This is a genomic window from Microcystis sp. LE19-84.1B (assembly GCF_027531875.1).
In the GTDB taxonomy this organism is placed as follows: domain Bacteria; phylum Cyanobacteriota; class Cyanobacteriia; order Cyanobacteriales; family Microcystaceae; genus Microcystis; species Microcystis panniformis.
This window is the reverse complement of the sequence record NZ_JAPZSR010000070.1, coordinates 1-21,652: the sequence shown is the minus strand read 5'-3', so window position 1 is coordinate 21,652 and position 21,652 is coordinate 1. Positions and strand designations below refer to the sequence as shown.

Below are 21,652 nucleotides of genomic sequence, written 5' to 3'. Positions count from 1 at the left end.
GTTATCAGTTATCAGTTATCAGTTATCAGTTATCAGTTATCAGTTATCAGTTATCAGTTATCAGTTATCAGTTATCAGTTATCAGTTATCAGTTATCAGTTATCAGTTATCAGTTATCAGTTATCAGTTATCAGTTCACCGTTTACTATTCACAGCAAAAAACTCCCCAATTTCCAATTCATAATTCATAATTCCCACATCCTACACCCCCCCTGCCCCCCGATGTCGGGGGGGTTGGGGGGGTCACACCCCACAGCTTGGATTGCGTATCTTTGACAAAAGCGGGTGATATTTTATACCCAGAAAAAGTGTACTATGCTGACGTGAAAAAACCTGAGTTTTTGCTAACCTAGAAATAGCTCTAATCAGAGCCAATATCTTTGGGCGAAGCTTAGAGATTAATCTGGTTAAACTCACTCATGACGTTATCTTATTGTCGTCTGTTGCCTATTAGCTTTCAGGTGATAACTCGGAGATGGAAAGTTAGTACAAACGTTCAAATTGCCTCTCCGCAGCCCTAGCGTTACTGTGTAGTCTTAACGAGTAATTTTATCCCAGAGATGTTATCGTTAAAGCGTTCAAATGTCCGAACGTCCTAGGGGATTTTCGGGAAAGATTGTTCGCCCTGTCGTAATCTCAGATAGAACCTTATGACTCAATCAATTGAAGATAAAGCTATGGCCGATGCTGATGTATCAGATTATACCACAAATAAAATAATTGTCTCTAATTGGATCGCCCCTTGGTCGAAAGGCAATCGGAAAAACCCGTCACCGCAACCAAAATGGGATTTATGGCAACCCCTGCGGCAACGAATTGATCGCCTAGAAATTAATACACCTGCACTAGCTCACAGGATTTGTCGTCTAATTCCGGCTCAATGTCCCTTTGCCCGGAAAATTACCCTATTTAGCTGGACAATTCTAGAGATTCCGCCCCTTTGCAAGCTAAATCCCCTCTACGAAAACCTGATGATGTTAAGATTTCGCGCTCTTTCTTACCTGGCCGATGAATGTGGAGAGGATATCGGTGCTTACTGCTAAAATGGGAGAGTGTCTTTAATCGCCACACCTATGGCCATCATCGCTCTGAAAGCTTGGTATCTGGACAAATACGAACCTATCCGCGAGGTTGTCAAACGTCCCCACGACTTGCGCTTAAGTCGCAATAGTCTCTTAAAATCGGGTTTAAGAGCCGATTTTCTCGATGATAGTCTGACAATACAGGGTTCTGTCTGGTTCCAACGCTATCTAGAAGGGGAAAGGGTGGAATTTTACCTCGAAGGTAGTGGCGGTTACGTCATCTCGAATATTGACCTGATTTCCCAAGAAATTTACTTTACTAAACAAGACCTCAGCACTTGGCTGGATCCCGTCATTTATTTTAGCTCCCAAAGCCAATTTAAGGACTCTAGCACCGCTTTAAAAACAGTTTTGACCGAAACCGTCGAAAATCTCAATAAACGCTCCCGTTTGCCCTTAACTATGGTAGAAACGCCTCGAACTGAGGGCAATGTCACTAGATTGAGTGATAGTCAATTACGCCAAATTCGCAAAAGTTTATTATTTATTGCTGATGCTACGGCGATTAGCCAAAAGGAAACGGAATTACTGCCCAGTCCCCTAGTGGGTGTAGAATTAGGTTATGCGATCGCTTGTAAACAGGGCGGACAAATTCTGCTAACCTATCAAAATCGGGCGGAATTAAAGGGTAAACTGGCTTTTGACCTGCCAAGCTACCAAAAATTAATTTTCTCGGATCTGAGCGAATTGCGTCTCACTTTTCCGCCTTTAATGGCAACTTTATTACAAAAATTCCATCTGATTAGTTAAAAAAAATGAGTAGAAAAGCTGACGAGTACGCTGTACATTTGTTCTTGAGCAGTGGACATCGCGAGGAGGTACGTTTTTTGACCATCCAAGAATTTCAAAAGTGGTACAGTAATGAATTAGTTCCGAAAGCCGATTCTCAGGATTTTATCAATGTTCCGATCAGAAATATCCAAGGAGAATATATGGTTTTACGTCCGGCTAGTGTCATTGCTATTCGCGTGGAACCCGTCTTTTTTGGCAGTGTGGAAAGAATGTAATTTGTCGTTATCGCTAAAAAAGATAGTTAGATAGGGAGAATTTTAGAGATTATTGATAATTCTCTCAATATCAGCTTGAATTTGATTGCTGACTTTGCCTTGCCAGCGTTCTTTTAATTCCCTTAATCCCACTTCTGCGTATTGACAGATCTTATCTAAAACTTCTTTACCGTCCCTGGGTTGAGGATAAGAATTCTTTTTACAGATAATATAAATTCCTGCGGTTAAAGCTAAAACAACCTCTGGCTCGATTTGGCTAATATTAATTAAATCTTGTCGATTACTCAGATTGATTCCGTAGATACTGAAGTCTTGTTTAATGGCAAAAGCAGCCGCGAATAAATAGGCATCTACCATGCGCTCAAAGGTTTTATTATCTTTTAGTACCTGTAGATAATTTCTGGAAGTTTCCGAGGCATAAATCTTCAAACTGGGATCGATTCTCTGCATTAGTAATTCTCCATCACTTCAATCACGGAAGCATCTTCATCGGCAGCCAAACGGTGTATTTTGAATATATCAGTAGTGTAGGGAAGCAGCAGATTTAAAAGTGGACTGGGTAGATCGCGATCCGTGGCTAAAATAATCACTTGGGAGTTTAAATTAGGGAGAGAGTTAATAATATTTTTTTGATGTTCTTCGTCTAAATGGCCGAAAGGTGTATCCATAATTAGGGGAACACAAGTATCGGTTATTTGATTTAAACCGGTGATAAAAGCAAAAGCTAAAGCTTCCTTTTCTCCGGCACTTAAGACATCGGGATTTAATAATTTTCCTGTGATAGTACGGATTCCTAAAGTGTATTCGGGAGTAATTTCTACTCCTCTATATTCCTCTGGTTTGTTGGTTATTTGTAAATAGCGATCGCTGGTTACTTGATTAATCATTTTTTGAGAATTATCGATATGCCATTCGATTAATTCGTTAGTGGCATTTTTTAAACCTCTGGCCATTTTAACCTGATTAGATAACATCAATGTGGTCTGATTTTCACTAGCTAAAATTTCCACTTCTTTGCGTAAATTTTCTAATTTCTTTTCTTTGATTTCAATTTCCTTTTGCAAGCGTTCGATCTTTTCTTGTCTCCTCTCAACATTTTTACCAGATTCGCCAACTTTTCGCCAAATATCATTAGCTGATTCTTGATTTATTCCCGTGGTTTCCTGTTTTAGCTGTTTAATATGTTGATTAATTTCTTCGATTTCTTCTTCTAAAAGATCTCTTTGTAAAAGCAATTGACTATAATTGCTAAATTTGGCATTATCTCGGATAATTCCCTGTAAATCAATTCTAATTTGGTCTTTTTCTATTCTGGTGGCGTTGTCCACTTCTAGGGACTCCAGTTCGGCAATTTGTTGCAGGATAAAGTCACGAGAATTTTGATCTAAACAACGACCACATAGACAGCTTTCATCGTCAAGTATTGCTTTTAAAACTGCTGTAGAATTAGTTTTATAAGTGCTTTTTAAGCTAGTAACTTGCAAATCGTCAGCCATTTCCTGCACAAAGTTAATCAGCAAAGGTATCGCAGCTTTTTTTAACCAAGAATCAATAGAATTTTGCAGGTTATTTAACTCAGTTTGTAAACCGATACGCTTTTTCTCTAAGTTATAAATTTCCTCTAACTTTTCTCGTAAACTTTCAATCTGAGCGGCTTTTTCTTGAGCGACTTGGTAGATAATTATAGCATCTTTTTCGCTATCTTTGGCATTTTTAAGCTGACCTTGTTGAAAAGCAATTTCTTCTTCTAATTCTCGCAATTGTTGCAGCTTATCTTTAAAAATTTGACTGGTTCCCTCTGCTTTATTTAAACGGTTTTCTAATTCTTGTAAGGCTTTTTCTGTATCATCGCGTAGATTTCTTAATTCCGGGATACCCAAAACTTTTTCAATTGCTTCTTTTGCTGCTTTAGTTTGAGTTATCTGGGTATATTGTTCGATTTTTGAGCCATCAAAACAGAAAAAATCTCGAATAGATTTAGGAAGCAATGCTTCGATATATTCCCTAGAGTTACTTGCTTTTATGGTTCCATCTTCATAAAATAATGCTTCCTCTACGCTGGGATAAGAAGTGCTACCATTAACGTTTAATTTCGCTGTGCGACTGATAAAGTAATTTTTCTCGTTTCTAGTAAAATTTAATTCTACCCGCATTTCTATTGCTGGTGAAGAATCATCCTTACCTCGATAAAAATAGGTTTTCAAAGTCTCTTTAGATACAATATCTACCCCATAGAGACACCATAAAATCGCTGTCATCAGAGAAGTTTTACCGTGGCCATTATTACCGAAGATAATCTGAATATTTCTGTCGGTATGCAGGTTAAAAGTAATATTTTGACTAGGGTAACATTTCCAATTAGTTAAGCGAATTTGTTTCAGTCTCAAAGTCATAAGAACTCTTGTAAAAATCAAAAAATTTGTGGTTGATTAGGAGTCAGTAGCCAGTAGTCAGTAATCAGGAGAATTAAGAATGAATAATAATCAATTAAATGGTTTATTTAGAGATTTTATGCAACTTAATATTTATTTTTGTCGTTTTTAAACTAAGTGGGTGGGTGGAATTAAATATAAGATGAACGTAGGTTGGGTTGAAGCATGAAACCCAACGCCCGATTATGTTACGCTACCGCTAACCCATCCTACAAATAATTGTGCCTCCCTACTTACCAAAAATAAATTATGCAAGATATCTATAAAATTTATGATTGTGGGGAGTCGGTATATTTTTCGATAAGTTTGACAATTTTAGGTGATAGCCGCCGATTTTTTAGAGCAATTTTATCCACTTCTAAAACCATCGCTTCCTTTAGCAGTTGGGGAGGTATCTCATATTTTTGTGCCAGTTCTTCAATTTTAGCAGTTATGTCCATGAATTTTTTGTGGGTTAGGGAGTGGGGATTGTCAAGTCTTAATTCCTATTGGCCAAGAGATACCTTGATGACGAGAAATTTCATAACAGATCTGAGTAGGTAAGGCCATAGTAACTTACAGCCTTGAGCGTAAACATGAAGTATAACCTAATTTGGTATTGACGACCGACTACCCAAAAGGAAAATTTCGTACTTCACCATTAAGATAACTGCTATAAGCTAATCTACTCTCAACCCTATACAAAAACACCATAAAAGCTAAAATAGATAAGTAAGTAGTTATAATTAAATTGAAGATAGATTTTGCCTCTGATCCCCCCTCCCCCCCTTGATAAGGGGGGTGCCGATCCCCCCTTAGTCCCCCCTTAATCCCCCCTTGATAAGGGGGGGATCTGACAACTTTTAACACCTACCTACTTAGCTGACAGTGATTCTGAACACGATAGCAATATAGAATAAACCGCCTTGTATTACCGTCTTCTTCTTGATTTTAACACCCTAGAAAACGGGTTAATTGTCTTAACACCCGAACAAAGTCATTATCTTAAAAAAGTTGTTCGTTTAAAATCCCATGACCGTTTTATTGCCCTAAATGGACAAGGACAAGCGTGGTTAGCGGAAATAATTGATAATTCGGCCCATCTTTTAGAAGCGATAAACGAAACTAGCGAACTACCAGTACAAGTGAATTTAATGGTAGCAATTCCCAAAAATGGCTTTGATGATATCGTTCGCGCTGCCACCGAATTAGGAGTTTATCGGATTATCCCGCTGCTGACAGAACGCGGTTTAGTTAATCCTAGTCCTCAAAAAATTGACCGTTGGCGAAAAATTGCCCGAGAAGCTGTAGAACAATCAGAAAGACAGATTATTCCCATAATCGAAGAACCACAGCCATTTTTAGCCATCCTTAAGCGGGGAGCTAACCCACAGACAACTTGTTATATTGGTGTTACCCGTAGAACAGTGGCCCCGCTACTTTCTCAATTACAAACATCAACCGAGATAACCATGGCCATCGGACCTGAAGGGGGATGGACGGAGACAGAAATAGAACAAGCGATCGCTGCTGATTTTGTGCCTGTATCACTGGGAAAACGCATTTTGAGAACAATTACCGCTCCCTTAGTGGCTCTTGCTATCATTAACGCCTATTTAGACAGCTAATTGACTATAGTTTCTATGACCAAGACTAGCAATCGAGATAACTGAAATCCTTTCGCTTCTTAACCTAAAGCAAAAACTAGCAGCAGTTCTCCTGTGGTCAGATTGTCCCCGTTTTTGTCGAATAGCACCCTCACATTCCCCGAAAAAACTCGCCCTAGCGCAACTTTATGACCTCTAGTAGCCCTTCTAACCCCTCTTTTGACTGGTTTAACCCCTCGCCCCAGCAAGACAGCGATTTACTGGCACAAATCGGCTTTATCCCCGGTGTCAAAGAATTTCTCACCCTGCGACAGGTTCACGCCTTGGAACACGCCACCGTCTGGGTATTAAGCGAAATGGCTGCCCGTCGTCAATCGCCTTTTGACCGCTCCCCCGCGGATAACGAGGCCCTGGGGGGACTGTCCACCGATAGGGGTTTTTATCTCTACGGACAGATTAATACAAATGAACTGCGAATTGCGGCCAAACAGGCACTCCATCGTCTCAAAAATGGCGAGGGGCAATTGGCATTACATCCGCGTTGTGGCACCAATTTATCGGTAACTTTAGCCTTAACCGCTGGCTTAGTCTTAGGAACTCATCTTATCTTCCCCAGAGGTCCGATTTCTCAGTTATTAGGCTTAGGTTTAGCCACTGCCACCGCTTTTCAAATCGGGCCGGATGTGGGAATGTCGGCCCAAAAATACCTGACTACGGCCATTCCCTTTAACTTAACAATCGTTAATATTGCACCAAAGGCAGACCTATGGGGACGTTCGGGGCATTTCGTCCAAACAGAGTGGCAAGATTTGCAATAAAACTTAAAGTAAAAACCCTTTCGGCAAACTCGCTCTGATTGTAACCTGTTAACTAAACCCTAAAAAAAAACAACACCTATGCCTGGAATCGAACGCGGAGCCAAAGTTAGAATCAAACGTAAAGAGTCTTACTGGTACAACGATGTAGGAACCGTAGCCAGTGTTGACAAAAGTGGTATCCTCTACCCCGTTATCGTCCGTTTTAACACTGTTAACTACCACGGTTTTAGTGGTAGCGCCGGTGGACTGAATACCAATAACTTCGCTGAAAGTGAATTGGAACTCGTTAAGGCTGCCCCCGCTAAGAAATAAAGCTGACTAAAATTCGGCCTATCCTCACCGACTGACTGACGGGAATTCTCTCTTGTTGGTCGGTTTTTTTTATAGTTATCAGTAATCAGTAATCAGTAATCAGTAATCAGTTATCAGTTATCAGTTATCAGTTATCAGGTGTGAGTTATCAGTTATCAGTTATCAGTTTACTGATATTGCATTTTGGGCGCATCGCTTGCGCCTCAACCATATAAAAACTGAATAATAAATTATCTAAAAGTCGCTTGAACCTTTAGCCAACAAGAGTTAATTAGTTTAATTATCCTAGATAAGTTCTTAAATACTTGACAAAATATATCAAATAATTTATAATATTAGATGACCAAAAATCATGATAATGTGCTATCAACATAATCGGGTTTGAGGTGTTTAAAAAATATTTTTTCAGTCATCAAATCTGGAATTTATGAGCATTTTAGAACTGATAGAAAAAAGACTAGAAGAAAACTTTGCCCTCCACGAACAATACCTAAACCCCCAGATGGTTAGGGTACTAAAAACGATCGGCTACGATCGCCACTACGTTAAAGCTGAAGGTCCGTACCTATTCGACAATCAGGGGGAAAAGTATCTGGACTTACTGAGTGGTTTTGGTGTTTTCGCTCTCGGACGCAATCACCCCAAGATCGTGCAAGCTTTACAGGAAGTGCTAACGGCAGCATTGCCCAATTTAGTCCAATTGGATGCTTCTATCCTAGCGGGATTGCTGGCGGAACGGTTAGTAGCGATCGCCCCTCCCGGATTAGAACGAGTTTTCTTTGCTAATTCCGGCACAGAAACCGTCGAGGCCGCCATTAAATTCAGCCGCTACGCCACCGGACGCAGCCAAATTGTTTACTGTCAGGGAGGCTACCACGGGTTAACCATGGGTTCCCTTTCCGCCACCGGCGATCCCCATTATCGCCAGGGATTTGGGCCTTTTGTCGCTGATTTTAAGGAAATTCCCTTCGGCGATCTAGCTGCGCTCGAAAAAGCTCTAATTAACCAAGACGTAGCGGCTTTTATTACCGAACCGATTCAAGGTCACGGGGTGAGAATTCCCGAACCGAACTATCTCCCCGCAGCGGCTGCCCTTTGTCGTCGTTACGGCACTCTTTTTGTGGCCGATGAAGTGCAGACCGGTTTAGGCCGGACTGGCAAAATTTGGGCTGTGGAACATTGGGGGGTAGAACCGGACATTTTATGTGTTGCCAAGGCTCTTTCGGGTGGTTTTGTGCCAGTGGGAGCGGTTCTCTGTCGTCGCTGGATCTTCGATCGAGTATTCGATCGCATGGATCGTTCTGTGGTTCACGGTAGCACTTTTGGTAAAAATAATCTGGCCATGGCCGCCGGTATTGCCACTTTACAGGTGATTGAGGAGGAAAAATTAGTGGAGCGAGCGGCTGTAATCGGTCAACAAATTATCGCAGAACTGCAGCCCCTCGTAGATCAGTACGAATGTTTGCAGGAAGTGCGGGGATTGGGTATGATGATCGCCTTGGAATTTGCCGAGCCGAGCAGTTGGTCACTAAAAGCCGCCTGGAAAATGCTAGAAACCGCCAATAAAGGGCTATTTTCCCAGTTAATCGTCGTTCCCCTCTTTACCCGCCATCAAATCCTCTCCCAGGTTTCCGGCCACGGCATGAATATCATTAAGTTTATCCCCCCCCTCACCCTCTCCGACGAGGATTGCCGTTGGTTTGTCACCGCCGTTAAAGATGTGGTCGCTGATGCACATCGCTTCCCTGGGGCCGCTTGGGAATTCGGTAAAACCTTGGCCAGCCAAGCTATCCGCCAAAAAACCGCCAAAAAATAGTTAATATGTCCAGTTTGTTTCATCCCCTCTGCGGTAGTAACCTTAGCACTCTCCTTCGTTTATTTTTGACCAATGGCGGCATCGATCGCCCCAATTTACCCCCAGCAACCCTGGCGCTGGCAGTTACCCTGGCGCGACTGCCTTTTTCTACCCTAGAACGAATTTTGATGACAGGGTTTTATGAGCGCCGCGTGCAGGTAAAAGCACCCATTTTTATTGTCGGCTATTGGCGCAGCGGCACGACCCATCTGCACAATTTACTGGGTCAATCGGAGCATTTTGGCTATATTTCGCCCCTAGCGGTGGGATTACCCTGGGATATCCTCGGTATCGTCCGCTTATTTCAACCGCTGCTAGAATTAGCTCTACCGAGCGATCGCCATGTGGATAACGTCGCCGTTACTCCCAATTCACCCCAAGAAGACTCGATCGCCCTGGCCAGTATGATCCCCCTTTCCTACTACCATGGTTTATATTTTCCCCAACGTTTTCAGTACCATTTCGATCGAGGGGTTTTTTTTCAAGGCTGCAGCGAGAAAGAAATCGCCAATTGGCAACGTTGGCATACTCATCTATTAAAAAAAGTTTCCATCCACCAAAAAGGCAAACAATTACTAATCAAAAACCCCGTTTATACGGCACACATCGCCAGATTGCGAGCTATCTGGCCCGATGCTAAATTTATTCATATCTACCGCAATCCCTATCTAGTTTTTCCCTCAACCCGCCACTTTTTTACCCGCATCCTACCGGAACTAGCACTGCAATCCTACGATAATTTATCTATTGATGTCATCGAGCAAGCGATTCTGAAAAGTTATCCCCCAATGCTCAATTCTCTCCTGGGAGATAGTGCCAATTTACCTACCGATAGTTTTGTAGAAATTCGTTTTGAAGATTTAGAAAAAGAACCCCTAGCACAAATCGAGAAAATCTACGATCAACTGCAACTTCCCGACTTAAAAATATCTATGCCTCGCTTTGAGAAATATATCAGCAGTCTGCAAGGATATAAAAAAAATAATTATCCCCCAGAACCAAAAGCGATCGAGTTAGTTGAATCTCATTGGCTACCATTTATTCAACGTTGGAATTATTTTTAATCATCAGCTTTATCAGTTATCAGTTATCAGTTATCAGAACGTAGGTTGGGTTGAAGCATGAAACCCAACGCCCGATTATGTTACGCTACCGCTAACCATCCTACAAATAATTGTGCCTCCCTACTTAATTGGTTAAGCTAAAAGCTTTGATGTACTTAGTTTATAACCTTCTTTTTAGGTAGGAGAATTGCCAGATTCTTTCTTTTGCCTTTTGCCTATTGCCTTTTGCCTATTGCCTATTGCCTTCAGAAGCTAATTACCGATTACTGTTCACTGATAATTGCTATGTTAAGGCAAATAAAACCGAGAGATTATTAGCGGGCATAGGAATTACTTCTAACAATTGTAAACCTCGATCGCTGGCTTCTTGCACCACATCTTCTAAATTCCTCACTCCCCAAGCAGAGTTTTGAGAACGGAGAGAAAAATCAAAGCTTTCATTACTAGGAGAAGTATGTTTTCCCTGTTGTTTATAGGGACCATAAAGATAGAGGATTCCCCCTGGTCTGAGAATGCGACTTGCTCCTGCCATTAAAGCTAAACAAGCAGACCAAGGGGCGATATGAATCATATTAATATTAACAATGGCATTAATAACGATATTTTCCGTCTCTACCGCCCAAACTGACTGATGAACATCGATAAATAGGGGGCGATCGAGATTAGAACTAGGATAATAATCACACCAACTGCGAATACTATCTAGAGCCAGAGGGTTACAATCCGAGGGAATCCAACGACAAGGATCAAGACGAGGGGCAAAAAAAACAGCGTGTTCACCCGTGCCGCTAGATATTTCTAGGATATTGCCAGTCTTTGGTAAAAATTGGCTGAGAACTTCTAAAATCGGCTGACGATTGCGTTCTGTTGCCGGAGCGTATTGACGTAAATCAGACATAACTAGGGTTTGCGGCAAAAAGTTGGTTGGTGGGGTTAGGAGTCAGTAGCCGGTCGTCGGTCGTCAGGCATCAGTCCTGATGAAAAAATTTTCACCCCCACAGATGAAAGAGGTTTCCTTCCCTACACCCCACACCCTACACCCTCTTTCAAGTCAGGAGATTATTTTTATTTAGGGTTTGCGGCAAAAAGTACGGGCGAAGCATTCGGGCAATAACCTATCGGTGAAACCGTAGATTTTCTACCCGAATGCTTCGCCCCTACAGGACACGATCGCCGCTCAAGATGCTAGGTTTTGAAGCACGATTCTCTCAAAATCTTGCACCTGTTTCGCGAGAAAAGCAACAGCAACAAAACCCTTACCTTGCCTACATCTATTTATTCTTGCCACTTCATAATTCATAATTCATACTTTGTGCTTTTTGTCAAAAAAACTTTTTTTTTGCAATAAAACTACACACAAAAAAGATCATCGTTGTTGGTGAAATTGACTAATTTACCCATCTTAATTAGGATAACCTTCTAGGTGTGGCAAGGGTTTCAACCATTGCTGCCTAAAAAAGCACAGAATAACCCATTATGAAATTCAGTAAAATCGCTGTAACTATTGTAACATCGTTGTTAAATAAAAATCTTTCTCAATTAATTTTTAAGAATTTATAAATATTGCGGAATGTTAATTTAAATATTCTCAAGTCTTTGGCATCAATCAATAATTTTTGCTTATCTTTAGCGAACATTGGGTTAGGAGTCAGTCATCAGTCATCAGTCATCAGTGTCAGCTTTTTTCTCCCATCTCCCCATTACCCCCCGCAACGCGCACGCAGTGGTCTCCCTGCTCCCCTCTTCCTGCTCCAGAAAAATATTAAGTTTTATTAAGAAGTTAGTGACAAAAGACCGCCTTTAATCTCTATTATCGTAGTAAGTGGCTTTTGACCCGAATCAAGCCGGTCAAGATAAATAGTAACTTTTGCCCATCATCAAACAAAGATGGTCAGTCTAACTAAAACAGTCGCTGTGGCCATGCCCTCGTGATCAATTCCTATGTCAACCCTGGTTATTGTCGAATCCCCCACCAAAGCTCGGACGATCAGCAATTATCTGCCTAGCGGCTACCGAGTCCAAGCCTCCATGGGCCACATCCGCGATCTGCCCGCCTCTGCCGAAGAAATTCCCCCCGCCCACAAAGACAAATCCTGGGCGAATTTGGGCGTGGATGTGGAGAACGATTTCGATCCTCTCTACGTCGTCCCCAAAACCAAAAGTAAAGTCGTCAAAGAATTAAAAGAAGCCCTCAAAGGCGCGAGCGAATTGATCCTCGCCACCGACGAAGATCGGGAAGGAGAAAGTATCAGTTGGCATCTCTTACAGGTACTCAACCCGAAAATACCCACCAAAAGGATGGTATTTCACGAAATCACCAAAGAGGCAATCCAAGCGGCCCTAAAAAATTGTCGCTCGATCGACGAAAATTTAGTTCACGCCCAAGAAACCCGCCGCATACTCGATCGCCTCTACGGTTATACCCTCTCCCCCCTACTCTGGAAAAAAATCTCTAAAGGTTTATCCGCCGGCCGGGTACAATCCGTCGCCGTGCGTCTGCTCGTACAACGGGAACGGGAACGACGGGCTTTTAAAACCGCCAATTATTGGGACCTGAAAGCCACCCTCGAAAAAGACAAAAATCAATTCGAGTCGAAATTAGTCACCTTAAACGGTCAAAAAGTGGCAAATGGCAGCGATTTCGATGCCGACACTGGCAGACTGCTCCCCGGTCGCCAGGTGACACTTTTGGATCAAGCCACCGCCGCCGCCTTAAAAGAACGCATCCAAGACAAAATCTGGCGCGTTAGCCACACCGAAGAAAAACCCACCACTCGCAAACCTTCCCCCCCCTTCACCACCTCCACCCTACAGCAAGAGGCTAACCGGAAACTGGGCATATCCGCCCGCGACACCATGCGAATCGCCCAAAATCTCTACGAACAGGGCTACATAACCTATATGCGGACCGATTCCGTCCATCTTTCCGATCAGGCCATCACCGCCGCCCGCAATTGTGTAGAACAAATGTACGGAAAAAATTATCTCAGTCCCCAACCCCGGCAATACACCACCAAAAGCAAAGGCGCACAGGAGGCCCACGAAGCCATCCGGCCTGCCGGTAGCAGCTTTCGCCTGCCCCGGGAAACCGGCCTGAGCGGACTAGAATTCGCCCTCTACGACCTAATCTGGAAGCGTACCGTCGCCTCACAGATGGCCGATGCCCGCATTACCCAGATCGCCGTCAATATTCAGGTAGAAAATGCCGGATTTCGCTCCTCCGGCAAAAGAATCGACTTCCCCGGCTTTTTCCGCGCCTATGTGGAAGGTTCCGACGATCCCGAAGCCGCCATCGACGACCAAGAAATAATCTTACCCGCCCTCAGCGTCGGTGATACCCCCAATTGTCGCAAACTAGAAGCCATTAGCCACGATACCCAACCCCCCGCCCGTTATAGCGAAGCCTCACTCGTAAAAACCCTCGAAAGTGAAGGAATCGGGCGACCCAGCACCTACGCCACCATTCTCGGCACAATTATCGATCGCGGTTATGCCCAAATGCGGAATAAAACCCTCATTCCCACCTTCACCGCTTTTGCCGTGGTTAGTTTGTTAGAAAATCATTTCCCCGACCTGGTAGATCCCAAATTTACCTCGAAAATGGAGGAAACCCTCGACGATATCGCCACCGGTTCCGCCCAATGGTTGCCCTATCTCGATCGCTTCTATCGCGGCGAAAAGGGGCTAGAAAGCCAAGTAAAAGAGCGCGAGAGTCAAATTAACTCTAGCACCGCCAAATCGGTGATTTTAGAGGATTTACAGGCAACTATCAAGATCGGCAAATACGGTCCCTATCTGGAAGTCTCCCGAGGCGATGAAATCCTCACCGCTTCCATCCCCGCCGATTTAACCCCCGCCGACCTCAACCCCGAACAGGTAGAAACCCTGCTGCGACAAAAAACCGAGGGTCCGGATAAATTAGGTCTTCATCCCGACAGCGGAGAGCCAATTTATCTGCTGGTGGGTAGTTACGGCCCCTACGTCCAGTTAGGAGATGTCAGCGATGACAACCCCAAACCGAAACGCGCCTCCCTACCCAAAGGAGTCAAACCAGAGGATGTCACCCTCGAACAAGCAGTCGGTTTATTGGCACTGCCGCGACTACTGGGAACCCATCCCCTCACCGGAGGCAAAATTAAAGCCAGTTTAGGTCGTTTTGGCCCCTATATAGTTCAGGAACAGGGTAAGGAAAAAGAATATCGTTCCCTGAAAGCCAGCGATGATGTCTTAACCATAACCCTCGATCGAGCTTTGGCCTTATTAGCCGAACCGAAAAAAACTCGCAGCGCCCGCGGTTCCACCAAACCACCTCTAAAAGAATTGGGTAAACATCCCGACGATGGGGAATTGGTGGGATTGTACGAGGGACCCTACGGAGTTTATATCAAACACGGTAAGACCAACGCCAAGATTCCCGAAGGAGAAACCGCCGAAACCCTGACTCTAGAACAAGCTTTAGTCGCCCTAGCGGCCAAGACAACCACTGCCAAGACAACCACTACTAAGAAAACTACTTCTAGCACCACTAAAAAAACTACTTCCCCAGGCAGTAAAACTGGCAAAAGTAAGACGGTTTAGCGGTTAGTGGTGGGGCGATTTTCTCCCTGGTTAATTCCTCGCCCTGATGCGAGGACAAATCTGGCTGGCTTTTTTGTCTTTTGCACCACTTTGAACGAGCTGCTCATATACCCCAAATTCCCTACTGTAAAGCAATCGCCATCGCTTCTTGGGGAATTTGCCGGTAAATTGGTTTTAAAAATTGTTCTATGGCATCTGATTCGGGGGCAGCGAGGGGAAAATTGCCTAAAATGTCGAGAATGGTTTGATTTTCATTCCCCGGCGTAATCACAACTAGGGAGGGATCTAGCTCCTCATCGTACTGCCAAAAGCGATCGATAGCGCTGTCGGGGGCAGTTTTTTCAACTACTGTGGGGGTTTCACTGACTGCTAAAGGTTGATTATCAGAGGAATAGGAGCGTTTTTCTCGTAAAGCTTCCAGAATTTGGTTTTTGGTTCGGCCGCGCAGTTGCAAAAGCAGGAAGGGATCGACAATAAAACGATCGCCCAATTGATAGTACACTGCTCCTATATGTTTGCAGGGGTTGGCTTGATCGGGACAGGTGCAACGAGAGCGAATATCAGCTAGGGAAAAGGGAAACAAATTCACCCCACTATCGATAAAAACACGCTCAATATGATCGGGCATTTGTCCGGTGAGCAATTGAGCGGAATAAATGGCTTTTTTGGAGAGAAGCTTAATAATATAATCCCATTCTTCATCACTAAAAGCCGCTAGGGATAAATCCACTATATAAGGCTCTGGTTCACTGCCTTGCACTCTAGCAATAACTTGCGAGTCTTCAAAGTCAATACTTAAAACATTGCCTTCTCTAGCGTACAGTCTAGCTCGTTCCAAACGTTTTTTAAAGCGATAGGAATCGAGTAGTTCTAACCATTTTTGTACCCACCAAGCTTGTTCTGTCATTTTTTATTTACCCTACAGCGGATCAGCTTCGTTACCAAGAAAAACGTCAATTCAAAAAGGAAACACATCAGCCTAGAGGCTGGACTAGGAAAGGCTCATCAGGTATATTCTGATCTTTAACAACAACAAATCAGACCCAAAAACGAAGCCCTCAATATCTTAACATAGAACCAAGAAACTTGCTCTACCAACTTGGTCAAGAGGTAAATTTATCTCAACGGCAAATAGCCGTCTTGCTCGGATGTGATCAAAGCACGACCAGAGCGAGAATTAATACTAAATCCTGTTTAGAAAGTATCGGAGAGCAGGCAGCGGGAACGAGGAGAAGGAAGCGAAGAGCGAGTTTTTTAAAGTTGGATTGGAAGTGAATTATGCTATCGTGCTGGGAGGGAAGGAAAAGAATCGCCAAACCATTTAAGTAGCTAAACAGAATTAATTACACATATCTAACTACCCATTGCCTTTTGCCTGAGTGCATTTGCTAACCAAGAAGTTAATTTTGTCCTATTACTGAGCAAATGATCTATCAAAACTAAGCTAAAGTGAAATTAATCTAGTGGCCGAAAAACTTTCCCAAGAGATTCCCTTTGACAAAAGAAAAACCGACCCTTGTGACAAGGTCAAAGAGTTTATTGGACATCAAGAGTTGAGTGAGAAACTAGGAGCAGATTTTTATTTTGCTACTCTTTATCATTCTTGGGAGAGCGGGATTAAACGAGCCGACTAATGGACTAAGCTCAGACGGATTTAAATCCCTTATTCTTAGATTAGCCGAATCTCCCCCACCCCCCGGAAGTCGGAAAGTTGGGGGGAGTCTTGCCTCTTGCATAAGTCCCTCATCTCAACAGGCAATTTAAATTACGAAAAGCTTAACAATCGTCCTCGAAAATATCTTGACTATCCTAGCCCGAATGAGGTATGCTCTGATAGCTCAGACAGTGATGCAATTCAGACTTGAATTGGCGTATTATAGATGTCAAATTGGCTACGCCTAAAAGTCCTTATTGAAGAAGCTTTCACAAGATGTACACAGAACCGAGGATTTTAGGCATGAGGACGGAACACAAAAATCCAAAATTAAATTGTCAGAAATTAGCAGAAGTCTTTTTATCAAATCCTTTGATTGAAGATTGCTATTTTATGGTACGAGAGGAGGAATTAGTCGCCTATATCGTTTCCTCTGGAGCTTGGAATTCTGAACAATTGTCCTCCGATTTACAGTCTCAGTTACCAGACAATCTTCTACCTAATATCTATGTGCAAATTTCCAGTTTACCCTTAACCGATAGCGGTGATGTCGATGAAACTGCATTAAAGAATATTGAAATTATCGATAATAATCAAGTTCAGGAAACAGAAGAAAAACTGCGCTCTTTGTCAGATATCGATCAAGTTGCTGTCGTCATGACTTCTAAAAAGAACAAAATTTTACCCCTACATCTATCAGAATTATTGCCCTTAAAAATAGAGAAAAAAAATGATCATCAAAAATCTGAAACCCCGATTCATCTGGGGATTCACACTTCTAACACTCAATCTGGAATCAGTCACGGACAGCTTTTAGAAGAATCTGAACTTCAACCGAAAACCTTGGCAGAAATCCTCCAAAAAGCTGCTGAAAATTATTCAAATAAAGGGATTATTTATATTCAATCTAATGGATCAGAAGTTTTTCAATCCTATCAACAATTATGGGAAGACGCTCAACAAATACAAGCCGGATTACAAAAGCAGGGTTTACAAGCTCAAGATAAAGTAATTCTTCAGCTATCGGAAAACTATGATATCATTTCCGCATTTTGGGGGTGTCTTTTAGGGGGATTTATTCCTGTTATTATTTCAGTGCCACCCAGCTATAAAGATTTTAATAATGAAATTCATAAAATATGTCAAGTTTGGCAGTTGTTAGATGAACCTATTATTATCACAAATAAATCCCGTCAGCAAGAGATAAAACATTTAGAACAATGGTTGCCTAATCAAACCTTAAGCTTCAGTTTTATTGAAGAATTAAAAACTTATTCTCCCCATCAGACTTATATTAGTCAACCGGATGATATCGCGTTCTTTAATCTAACATCAGGCAGTACAGGAATACCGAAATGTATTTCATTAACCCATAAAAATGTGATCTCTCGTGCGCGAGGAACAAACATCATTTGTGAACATCAAAACGACGATATTATTCTTAATTGGCTTCCTTTTGATCATATTGGAAGTATTTCAGACTGGAATATTCGCTGTGTCGAGCTAGGATGCCAAATGGTTTATGTTCAAACTGAATATATATTAGGTCGTCCTTTGAATTGGTTAGATTTAATTGCTCAATATCGAATCACCCACAGTTGGGCTCCTAATTTTGCCTATAATTTGATCAATGAAGCTTTAAAAAAAGAACCAGATCAAAATTGGAATTTAGATTGTGTCAAATTCTTTTTGGCAGCAGGTGAAGCTGTTTCTGGTCAAGCAGTTGGAGAATTTATTAACACCCTTCATCTTCAATATAATCTGAAAAAAACGGCGATGCGTCCTGCTTTTGGGATGGCAGAAATGGGGTCAGGAATTACCTATTATCAGCCGACAGAACAACAGCCATTACTCTTTCATACGGTTGATAAATCCTCCTTGAATTCTTCCCTAAAACGAGTCCATCCTGAACATCCCAATGGTGCAACTTTTACGGATTTAGGATTACCCATTCCGGGAATATCGATTAGAATTGTTAATACTGATAATTCCCTATTACCAGAAGAAACTATTGGTCATTTACAAGTTAAAGGACATCCAGTTTCACCCGGGTATTATAAAAACCCAGAAGCGAATCAAGACGCTTTCTTAAAAGATGGCTGGTTTAAGACAGGAGATTTAGCATTTATTAGTAACGGTCATTTAGTTATTACTGGAAGAAGTAAAGAAACCATTATTATTAATGGAGTCAATTATTATAGCCATGAAATTGAAACTGTGGTTGAAACCATTGAAGAAGTAGAAGTGTCCTACACCGCCGCTTGTGCTGTTTATGATTCTAGTAATAGTACCGATCAATTAGCTTTATTTTTTAGTGCAGAAACCTTGGAACACCAGCATCTAGCGGAACTTCTGAAAAAGATTAGACGAAAAGTAATTAACAGTTTTGGGGTTAATCCTGAATATTTAATCCCCTTAAATAAAACTGAAATTCCTAAAACTTCCATTGGTAAAATTCAGCGATCGCAATTAACAAAACGGTTTGGAAATGGAGAATTTAATTCTATTTTAAAAAAAATAGATATTTTGTTAGAAAATGCTCAAACCCTTCCTGATTGGTTTTACCAGAAAGTTTGGAAACCTCGATCTCCAGTTAACTTAAAACCAGAACTTTCCAAGTGTTGTACTTTAATTTTTCTGGATTCCTTGGGTTTAGGAGCATCTTTGGCAGAAAAAATCGAAGGTCAAAACTTACCCTGTATCACGGTTTTAGCAGCGGAAGAATTTTCTAAAATCAGTCAAAATTGCTATACCCTCAAACCTGGGACAGCTAATCATTATCAACAGTTAATGGCATCTTTATCCGAGCGAAAAATTATCCTTAGCAATATTATTCATCTGGGGACTTATCAAGACTATCAGGGAGAAATTTCAACAATTGAACAGTTAGAAAAAGCACAAGAGCGCGGAATTTATGATTTATTATTTTTGGTTCAAGCTTTAGCTAAAAATCATGATTTTAACTCAAAAATTCAATTGCTGTTTGTTTCCAGTTATAGTCAATTTGTCATAGAAACCGATGAAATTGCCTATGAAAAATCTCCAGTTTTAGGACTGATCAAAACTCTAGCTCAAGAACTTTCTTGGTTGAATACTCGTCATGTTGATTTACCTCTGGATCAAACCGAAATTAATCTCAGTTATCTGCTGCAAGAACTATCCGTTTTATCCAAGGAAAGAGAAATTGCCTATCGCAATGGGAAACGTTTAATCGCAGGTTTGGAAAAAGTCAATTTACTTCAACACACCCAACAGGAATTACCCTTTAAATCAGGGGGAATTTATCTGATTACCGGAGGACTAGGAGGGATTGGCAGACAAATTGCTCAGTATTTGCTCAAAAATTATCAAGCTCGTTTACTGTTAATTGGAAAAACATCTTTACCAGAAAAACATCTCTGGAGTGAGTACCTCAAAACCGAAGATCAATTATCCTTAAAAATCAAAAATCTCCAAGCTTTAGAAAATCTTGGGGGAGAAGTAATTTACCAAGCGGTAGATGTGGCTAATTTCCCTCAAGTTAAACAGACTGTAGAACAGGTGAAAAAACAATGGCAAGGAGAACTTAATGGGGTGATTCATCTGGCTGGAATTAACAAAGATTGTTTACTTCTGGACGAAACTCAAGACGGTTTATCGACAATTCTTCGTCCTAAAGTAATAGGAACTTGGGTTTTACATCAACTCCTCAAAGAATCTCAGGGAATTTTTATTAGTTTTTCCTCCTTGGCTAGTTTTTTTGGAGGAGCGGCTTTGGGTTCCTATGCGGCGGCTAATAGTTTCCTTGAGTCTTTGAATACCTATCAAAAATCTAAGAATTTGTTCCCCAGTTATTGTTATAGTTGGACAACTTGGCAAGAAACTGGGATTAGCCAGGGTTATCAGATGCAATACATAACCCAATCTCAAGGGTATTATGATATGACGGTGCGGCAAGGTTTAGACTCATTTCTAACGAGTTTATATCACAACCAAAGACAATTAATGATCGGTTTAGATGGGAGTAATGGCAAGATTAATCGTTTCACATCTAGGTCGGAAGGATGCCAAAAGTTAACGGCTTATTACACCCGTAAATCTACAATTCAATCGGTCAATCTACCTGATCATGTTAGTCTAAAAGATCGATTTGGAACGTCCTATCAATGTCCCCTGGTGCTGCGACAATCCCTCCCTATTAAGGATAATGGAGACATTGATAAGCGGCAGTTACTCAGGGAACTCCAAGGCAAAGAAAATAACGAATTGATAGCACCCAGAACGGAAGCTGAACGTCAAGTTGCTAACATTTGGCAAAAGGTGTTAAATCTATCTCAAATTGGAATTCATGACAATTTCTTTGAACTAGGAGGACATTCTTTACTGGCGAGTCAAGTTATTTCTCGTTTACGCGATGTTTTCTCGGTAGAATTGTCGTTGCACAGTTTGTTAGAATACCCAACCGTTGCCAGTTTAACTCAAACGATTGAGGTGCTTAATGTAGCCAAAAATAGTCACAGTGTATCCAAAAGTGGTAAAGTTATGACAACAGCCTCAGAAAATTATGAAGAAGGAGAATTATGAAAACAGCTTAACTAAAATTTAAGCTTTTCAGAGCTATTTTGGAAAAAATGTAAAAAATTGTATCCATCACTAAAATTTATCATCCAGAATGTGCTATGAATAGCCAAACAGTCTTTTTATGGAGTATGTAAGCGGTTGCTCCCAGAGCAACTGATTTTAACAATAACCACCGACTCCCTACCATTGATAATTTTTGTTTGGTCTATATTGTTTAGTCTTTGAAGGTACTTAAATTTATGAAAAACGTTGATTAGATCTCTAAACAGTAGCTCAAGTTAGAACTACTGAACTCAGCCAAACATCACCCCCATTCCAAAAATATCAGAATATTAATTAAGGAAAAGGATACTATTAATGAAAGTCGCAGAATTTTTATCTTACTTAAATAGTTTAGACATCAAGCTTTGGCTTGAGGAAGAAAAGTTAAAATATCAAGCTCCCCAGGGAGCGATGACACCAGAAATTAAGCAAGAAATCGGGACAAGAAAACCAGAAATTCTCACTTTTTTAAGAAGCGCAACAACACCATCTAAACCCCTTGAATCGGTCATTAATACCGCTGCCAGAACTGAAGATTTACCCCTATCTTTTGCTCAACAGAGAATGTGGTTTCTCTATCAGATGGATCAGCAAAATTCGGCTTATAATGAAGCTCTAACCATCCGTTTAACGGGACGCTTAAACATTGATATTTTAGAGCA

At 41.5% G+C, this 21,652-nt stretch carries 16 protein-coding genes and 2 pseudogenes; 13 read left to right on the top strand and 5 right to left on the bottom strand.

Annotated elements, in window-relative coordinates; translation table 11 throughout:
* The 4 genes and pseudogenes from O9324_RS04035 to O9324_RS04020 form a co-directional block, all read left to right on the top strand.
* Positions 1-191, top strand: a pseudogene (locus O9324_RS04035) (hypothetical protein); the annotation flags it as partial.
* 459 nt (positions 192-650) lie between these two features.
* Positions 651-1,043, top strand: a complete 393-nt coding sequence (locus O9324_RS04030) for a Mo-dependent nitrogenase C-terminal domain-containing protein (RefSeq protein WP_002767460.1) — start codon at positions 651-653, stop codon at positions 1,041-1,043.
* Positions 1,044-1,073: 30 nt separating this feature from the next.
* Positions 1,074-1,832: a hypothetical protein gene (locus tag O9324_RS04025; protein ID WP_002767459.1), complete on the top strand. Its 759-nt coding sequence runs from the start codon at positions 1,074-1,076 to the stop codon at positions 1,830-1,832.
* A 5-nt stretch (positions 1,833-1,837) separates the two neighbouring features.
* Complete coding sequence (locus O9324_RS04020) at positions 1,838-2,089, top strand: hypothetical protein (protein ID WP_002767457.1); 252 nt, start codon at positions 1,838-1,840, stop codon at positions 2,087-2,089.
* 42 nt (positions 2,090-2,131) lie between these two features.
* On the opposite strand, the gene O9324_RS04015 is transcribed toward O9324_RS04020, so the two are convergent.
* From O9324_RS04015 to O9324_RS04005, 3 genes are all read right to left on the bottom strand, one after another.
* Positions 2,132-2,539 (bottom strand): hypothetical protein, encoded by a 408-nt coding sequence (locus O9324_RS04015; protein ID WP_288139541.1) that lies wholly within the window; start codon positions 2,537-2,539, stop codon positions 2,132-2,134.
* Positions 2,539-4,482 carry an AAA family ATPase gene (locus tag O9324_RS04010; protein WP_288139540.1) on the bottom strand — a complete coding sequence of 648 codons (1,944 nt, stop codon included), beginning with the start codon at positions 4,480-4,482 and terminating at the stop codon, positions 2,539-2,541. The genes O9324_RS04015 and O9324_RS04010 overlap by 1 nt, the downstream gene beginning before the upstream one ends.
* A 308-nt stretch (positions 4,483-4,790) precedes the next feature.
* Positions 4,791-4,961, bottom strand: coding sequence for a hypothetical protein (locus tag O9324_RS04005; protein WP_288139539.1), 171 nt, complete (start codon positions 4,959-4,961; stop codon positions 4,791-4,793).
* Positions 4,962-5,426: 465 nt separating this feature from the next.
* On the opposite strand from O9324_RS04005, the gene O9324_RS04000 reads away from it, so the two are divergent.
* The 5 genes from O9324_RS04000 (at position 5,427) to O9324_RS03980 (ending at position 10,156) form a co-directional block, all read left to right on the top strand.
* The gene (locus O9324_RS04000) at positions 5,427-6,128 is read left to right on the top strand and encodes a 16S rRNA (uracil(1498)-N(3))-methyltransferase (RefSeq protein WP_002760717.1); all 702 of its coding nucleotides are present in this window, start codon (positions 5,427-5,429) and stop codon (positions 6,126-6,128) included.
* A gap of 167 nt (positions 6,129-6,295) precedes the next feature.
* The gene (locus O9324_RS03995) at positions 6,296-6,925 is read left to right on the top strand and encodes a DUF6391 domain-containing protein (RefSeq protein ID WP_002767448.1); all 630 of its coding nucleotides are present in this window, start codon (positions 6,296-6,298) and stop codon (positions 6,923-6,925) included.
* 78 nt (positions 6,926-7,003) lie between these two features.
* Entirely contained in the window at positions 7,004-7,237 is a 234-nt protein-coding gene (locus O9324_RS03990) for a photosystem I reaction center subunit IV (RefSeq protein WP_002767446.1), read from the top strand.
* Between the two features lie 427 nt (positions 7,238-7,664).
* Positions 7,665-9,053: an aspartate aminotransferase family protein gene (locus tag O9324_RS03985; RefSeq protein WP_288139538.1), complete on the top strand. Its 1,389-nt coding sequence runs from the start codon at positions 7,665-7,667 to the stop codon at positions 9,051-9,053.
* Between the two features lie 5 nt (positions 9,054-9,058).
* The gene (locus O9324_RS03980; RefSeq protein ID WP_287629519.1) at positions 9,059-10,156 is read left to right on the top strand and encodes a sulfotransferase family protein; all 1,098 of its coding nucleotides are present in this window, start codon (positions 9,059-9,061) and stop codon (positions 10,154-10,156) included.
* A gap of 283 nt (positions 10,157-10,439) precedes the next feature.
* Here O9324_RS03980 and O9324_RS03975 read toward each other — a convergent pair whose 3' ends face one another.
* Positions 10,440-11,054, bottom strand: a complete 615-nt coding sequence (locus O9324_RS03975) for a DUF938 domain-containing protein (protein WP_288139537.1) — start codon at positions 11,052-11,054, stop codon at positions 10,440-10,442.
* Positions 11,055-12,097: 1,043 nt separating this feature from the next.
* Here O9324_RS03975 and topA point away from each other — a divergent pair.
* Complete coding sequence (gene topA, locus O9324_RS03970) at positions 12,098-14,734, top strand: type I DNA topoisomerase (RefSeq protein WP_288139536.1); 2,637 nt, start codon at positions 12,098-12,100, stop codon at positions 14,732-14,734.
* A gap of 121 nt (positions 14,735-14,855) precedes the next feature.
* Here the strand turns inward: topA and O9324_RS03965 are convergent, their stop codons facing one another.
* Positions 14,856-15,641 carry an SWIM zinc finger family protein gene (locus O9324_RS03965; protein WP_002765683.1) on the bottom strand — a complete coding sequence of 262 codons (786 nt, stop codon included), beginning with the start codon at positions 15,639-15,641 and terminating at the stop codon, positions 14,856-14,858.
* Between the two features lie 541 nt (positions 15,642-16,182).
* Here O9324_RS03965 and O9324_RS03960 point away from each other — a divergent pair.
* The 3 genes and pseudogenes from O9324_RS03960 to O9324_RS03950 all read left to right on the top strand — a co-directional run.
* Positions 16,183-16,375 (top strand): annotated as a pseudogene (locus O9324_RS03960) (IS30 family transposase); the annotation flags it as partial.
* Between the two features lie 316 nt (positions 16,376-16,691).
* On the top strand, positions 16,692-20,951 hold the full coding sequence (locus tag O9324_RS03955) for a non-ribosomal peptide synthetase (protein WP_288139534.1): 4,260 nt from the start codon (positions 16,692-16,694) through the stop codon (positions 20,949-20,951).
* Positions 20,952-21,305: 354 nt separating this feature from the next.
* A partial coding sequence (locus O9324_RS03950) for a TubC N-terminal docking domain-related protein (RefSeq protein ID WP_288139533.1) occupies positions 21,306-21,652 on the top strand: 347 nt, incomplete at its 3' end.

What these genes read in the sequence shown, in the direction of transcription:
- O9324_RS04030 (WP_002767460.1), top strand. Translation starts at nt 651, where the DNA reads ATGACTCAATCAATTGAAGATAAAGCTATGGCCGATGCTGATGTATCA.
- O9324_RS04025 (WP_002767459.1), top strand. Translation starts at nt 1,074, where the DNA reads ATGGCCATCATCGCTCTGAAAGCTTGGTATCTGGACAAATACGAACCT.
- O9324_RS04020 (WP_002767457.1), top strand. Translation starts at nt 1,838, where the DNA reads ATGAGTAGAAAAGCTGACGAGTACGCTGTACATTTGTTCTTGAGCAGT.
- O9324_RS04015 (WP_288139541.1), bottom strand. Translation starts at nt 2,539, where the DNA reads ATGCAGAGAATCGATCCCAGTTTGAAGATTTATGCCTCGGAAACTTCC.
- O9324_RS04010 (WP_288139540.1), bottom strand. Translation starts at nt 4,482, where the DNA reads ATGACTTTGAGACTGAAACAAATTCGCTTAACTAATTGGAAATGTTAC.
- O9324_RS04005 (WP_288139539.1), bottom strand. Translation starts at nt 4,961, where the DNA reads ATGGACATAACTGCTAAAATTGAAGAACTGGCACAAAAATATGAGATA.
- O9324_RS03995 (WP_002767448.1), top strand. Translation starts at nt 6,296, where the DNA reads ATGACCTCTAGTAGCCCTTCTAACCCCTCTTTTGACTGGTTTAACCCC.
- O9324_RS03990 (WP_002767446.1), top strand. Translation starts at nt 7,004, where the DNA reads ATGCCTGGAATCGAACGCGGAGCCAAAGTTAGAATCAAACGTAAAGAG.
- O9324_RS03985 (WP_288139538.1), top strand. Translation starts at nt 7,665, where the DNA reads ATGAGCATTTTAGAACTGATAGAAAAAAGACTAGAAGAAAACTTTGCC.
- O9324_RS03980 (WP_287629519.1), top strand. Translation starts at nt 9,059, where the DNA reads ATGTCCAGTTTGTTTCATCCCCTCTGCGGTAGTAACCTTAGCACTCTC.
- O9324_RS03975 (WP_288139537.1), bottom strand. Translation starts at nt 11,054, where the DNA reads ATGTCTGATTTACGTCAATACGCTCCGGCAACAGAACGCAATCGTCAG.
- topA (WP_288139536.1), top strand. Translation starts at nt 12,098, where the DNA reads ATGTCAACCCTGGTTATTGTCGAATCCCCCACCAAAGCTCGGACGATC.
- O9324_RS03965 (WP_002765683.1), bottom strand. Translation starts at nt 15,641, where the DNA reads ATGACAGAACAAGCTTGGTGGGTACAAAAATGGTTAGAACTACTCGAT.
- O9324_RS03955 (WP_288139534.1), top strand. Translation starts at nt 16,692, where the DNA reads ATGAGGACGGAACACAAAAATCCAAAATTAAATTGTCAGAAATTAGCA.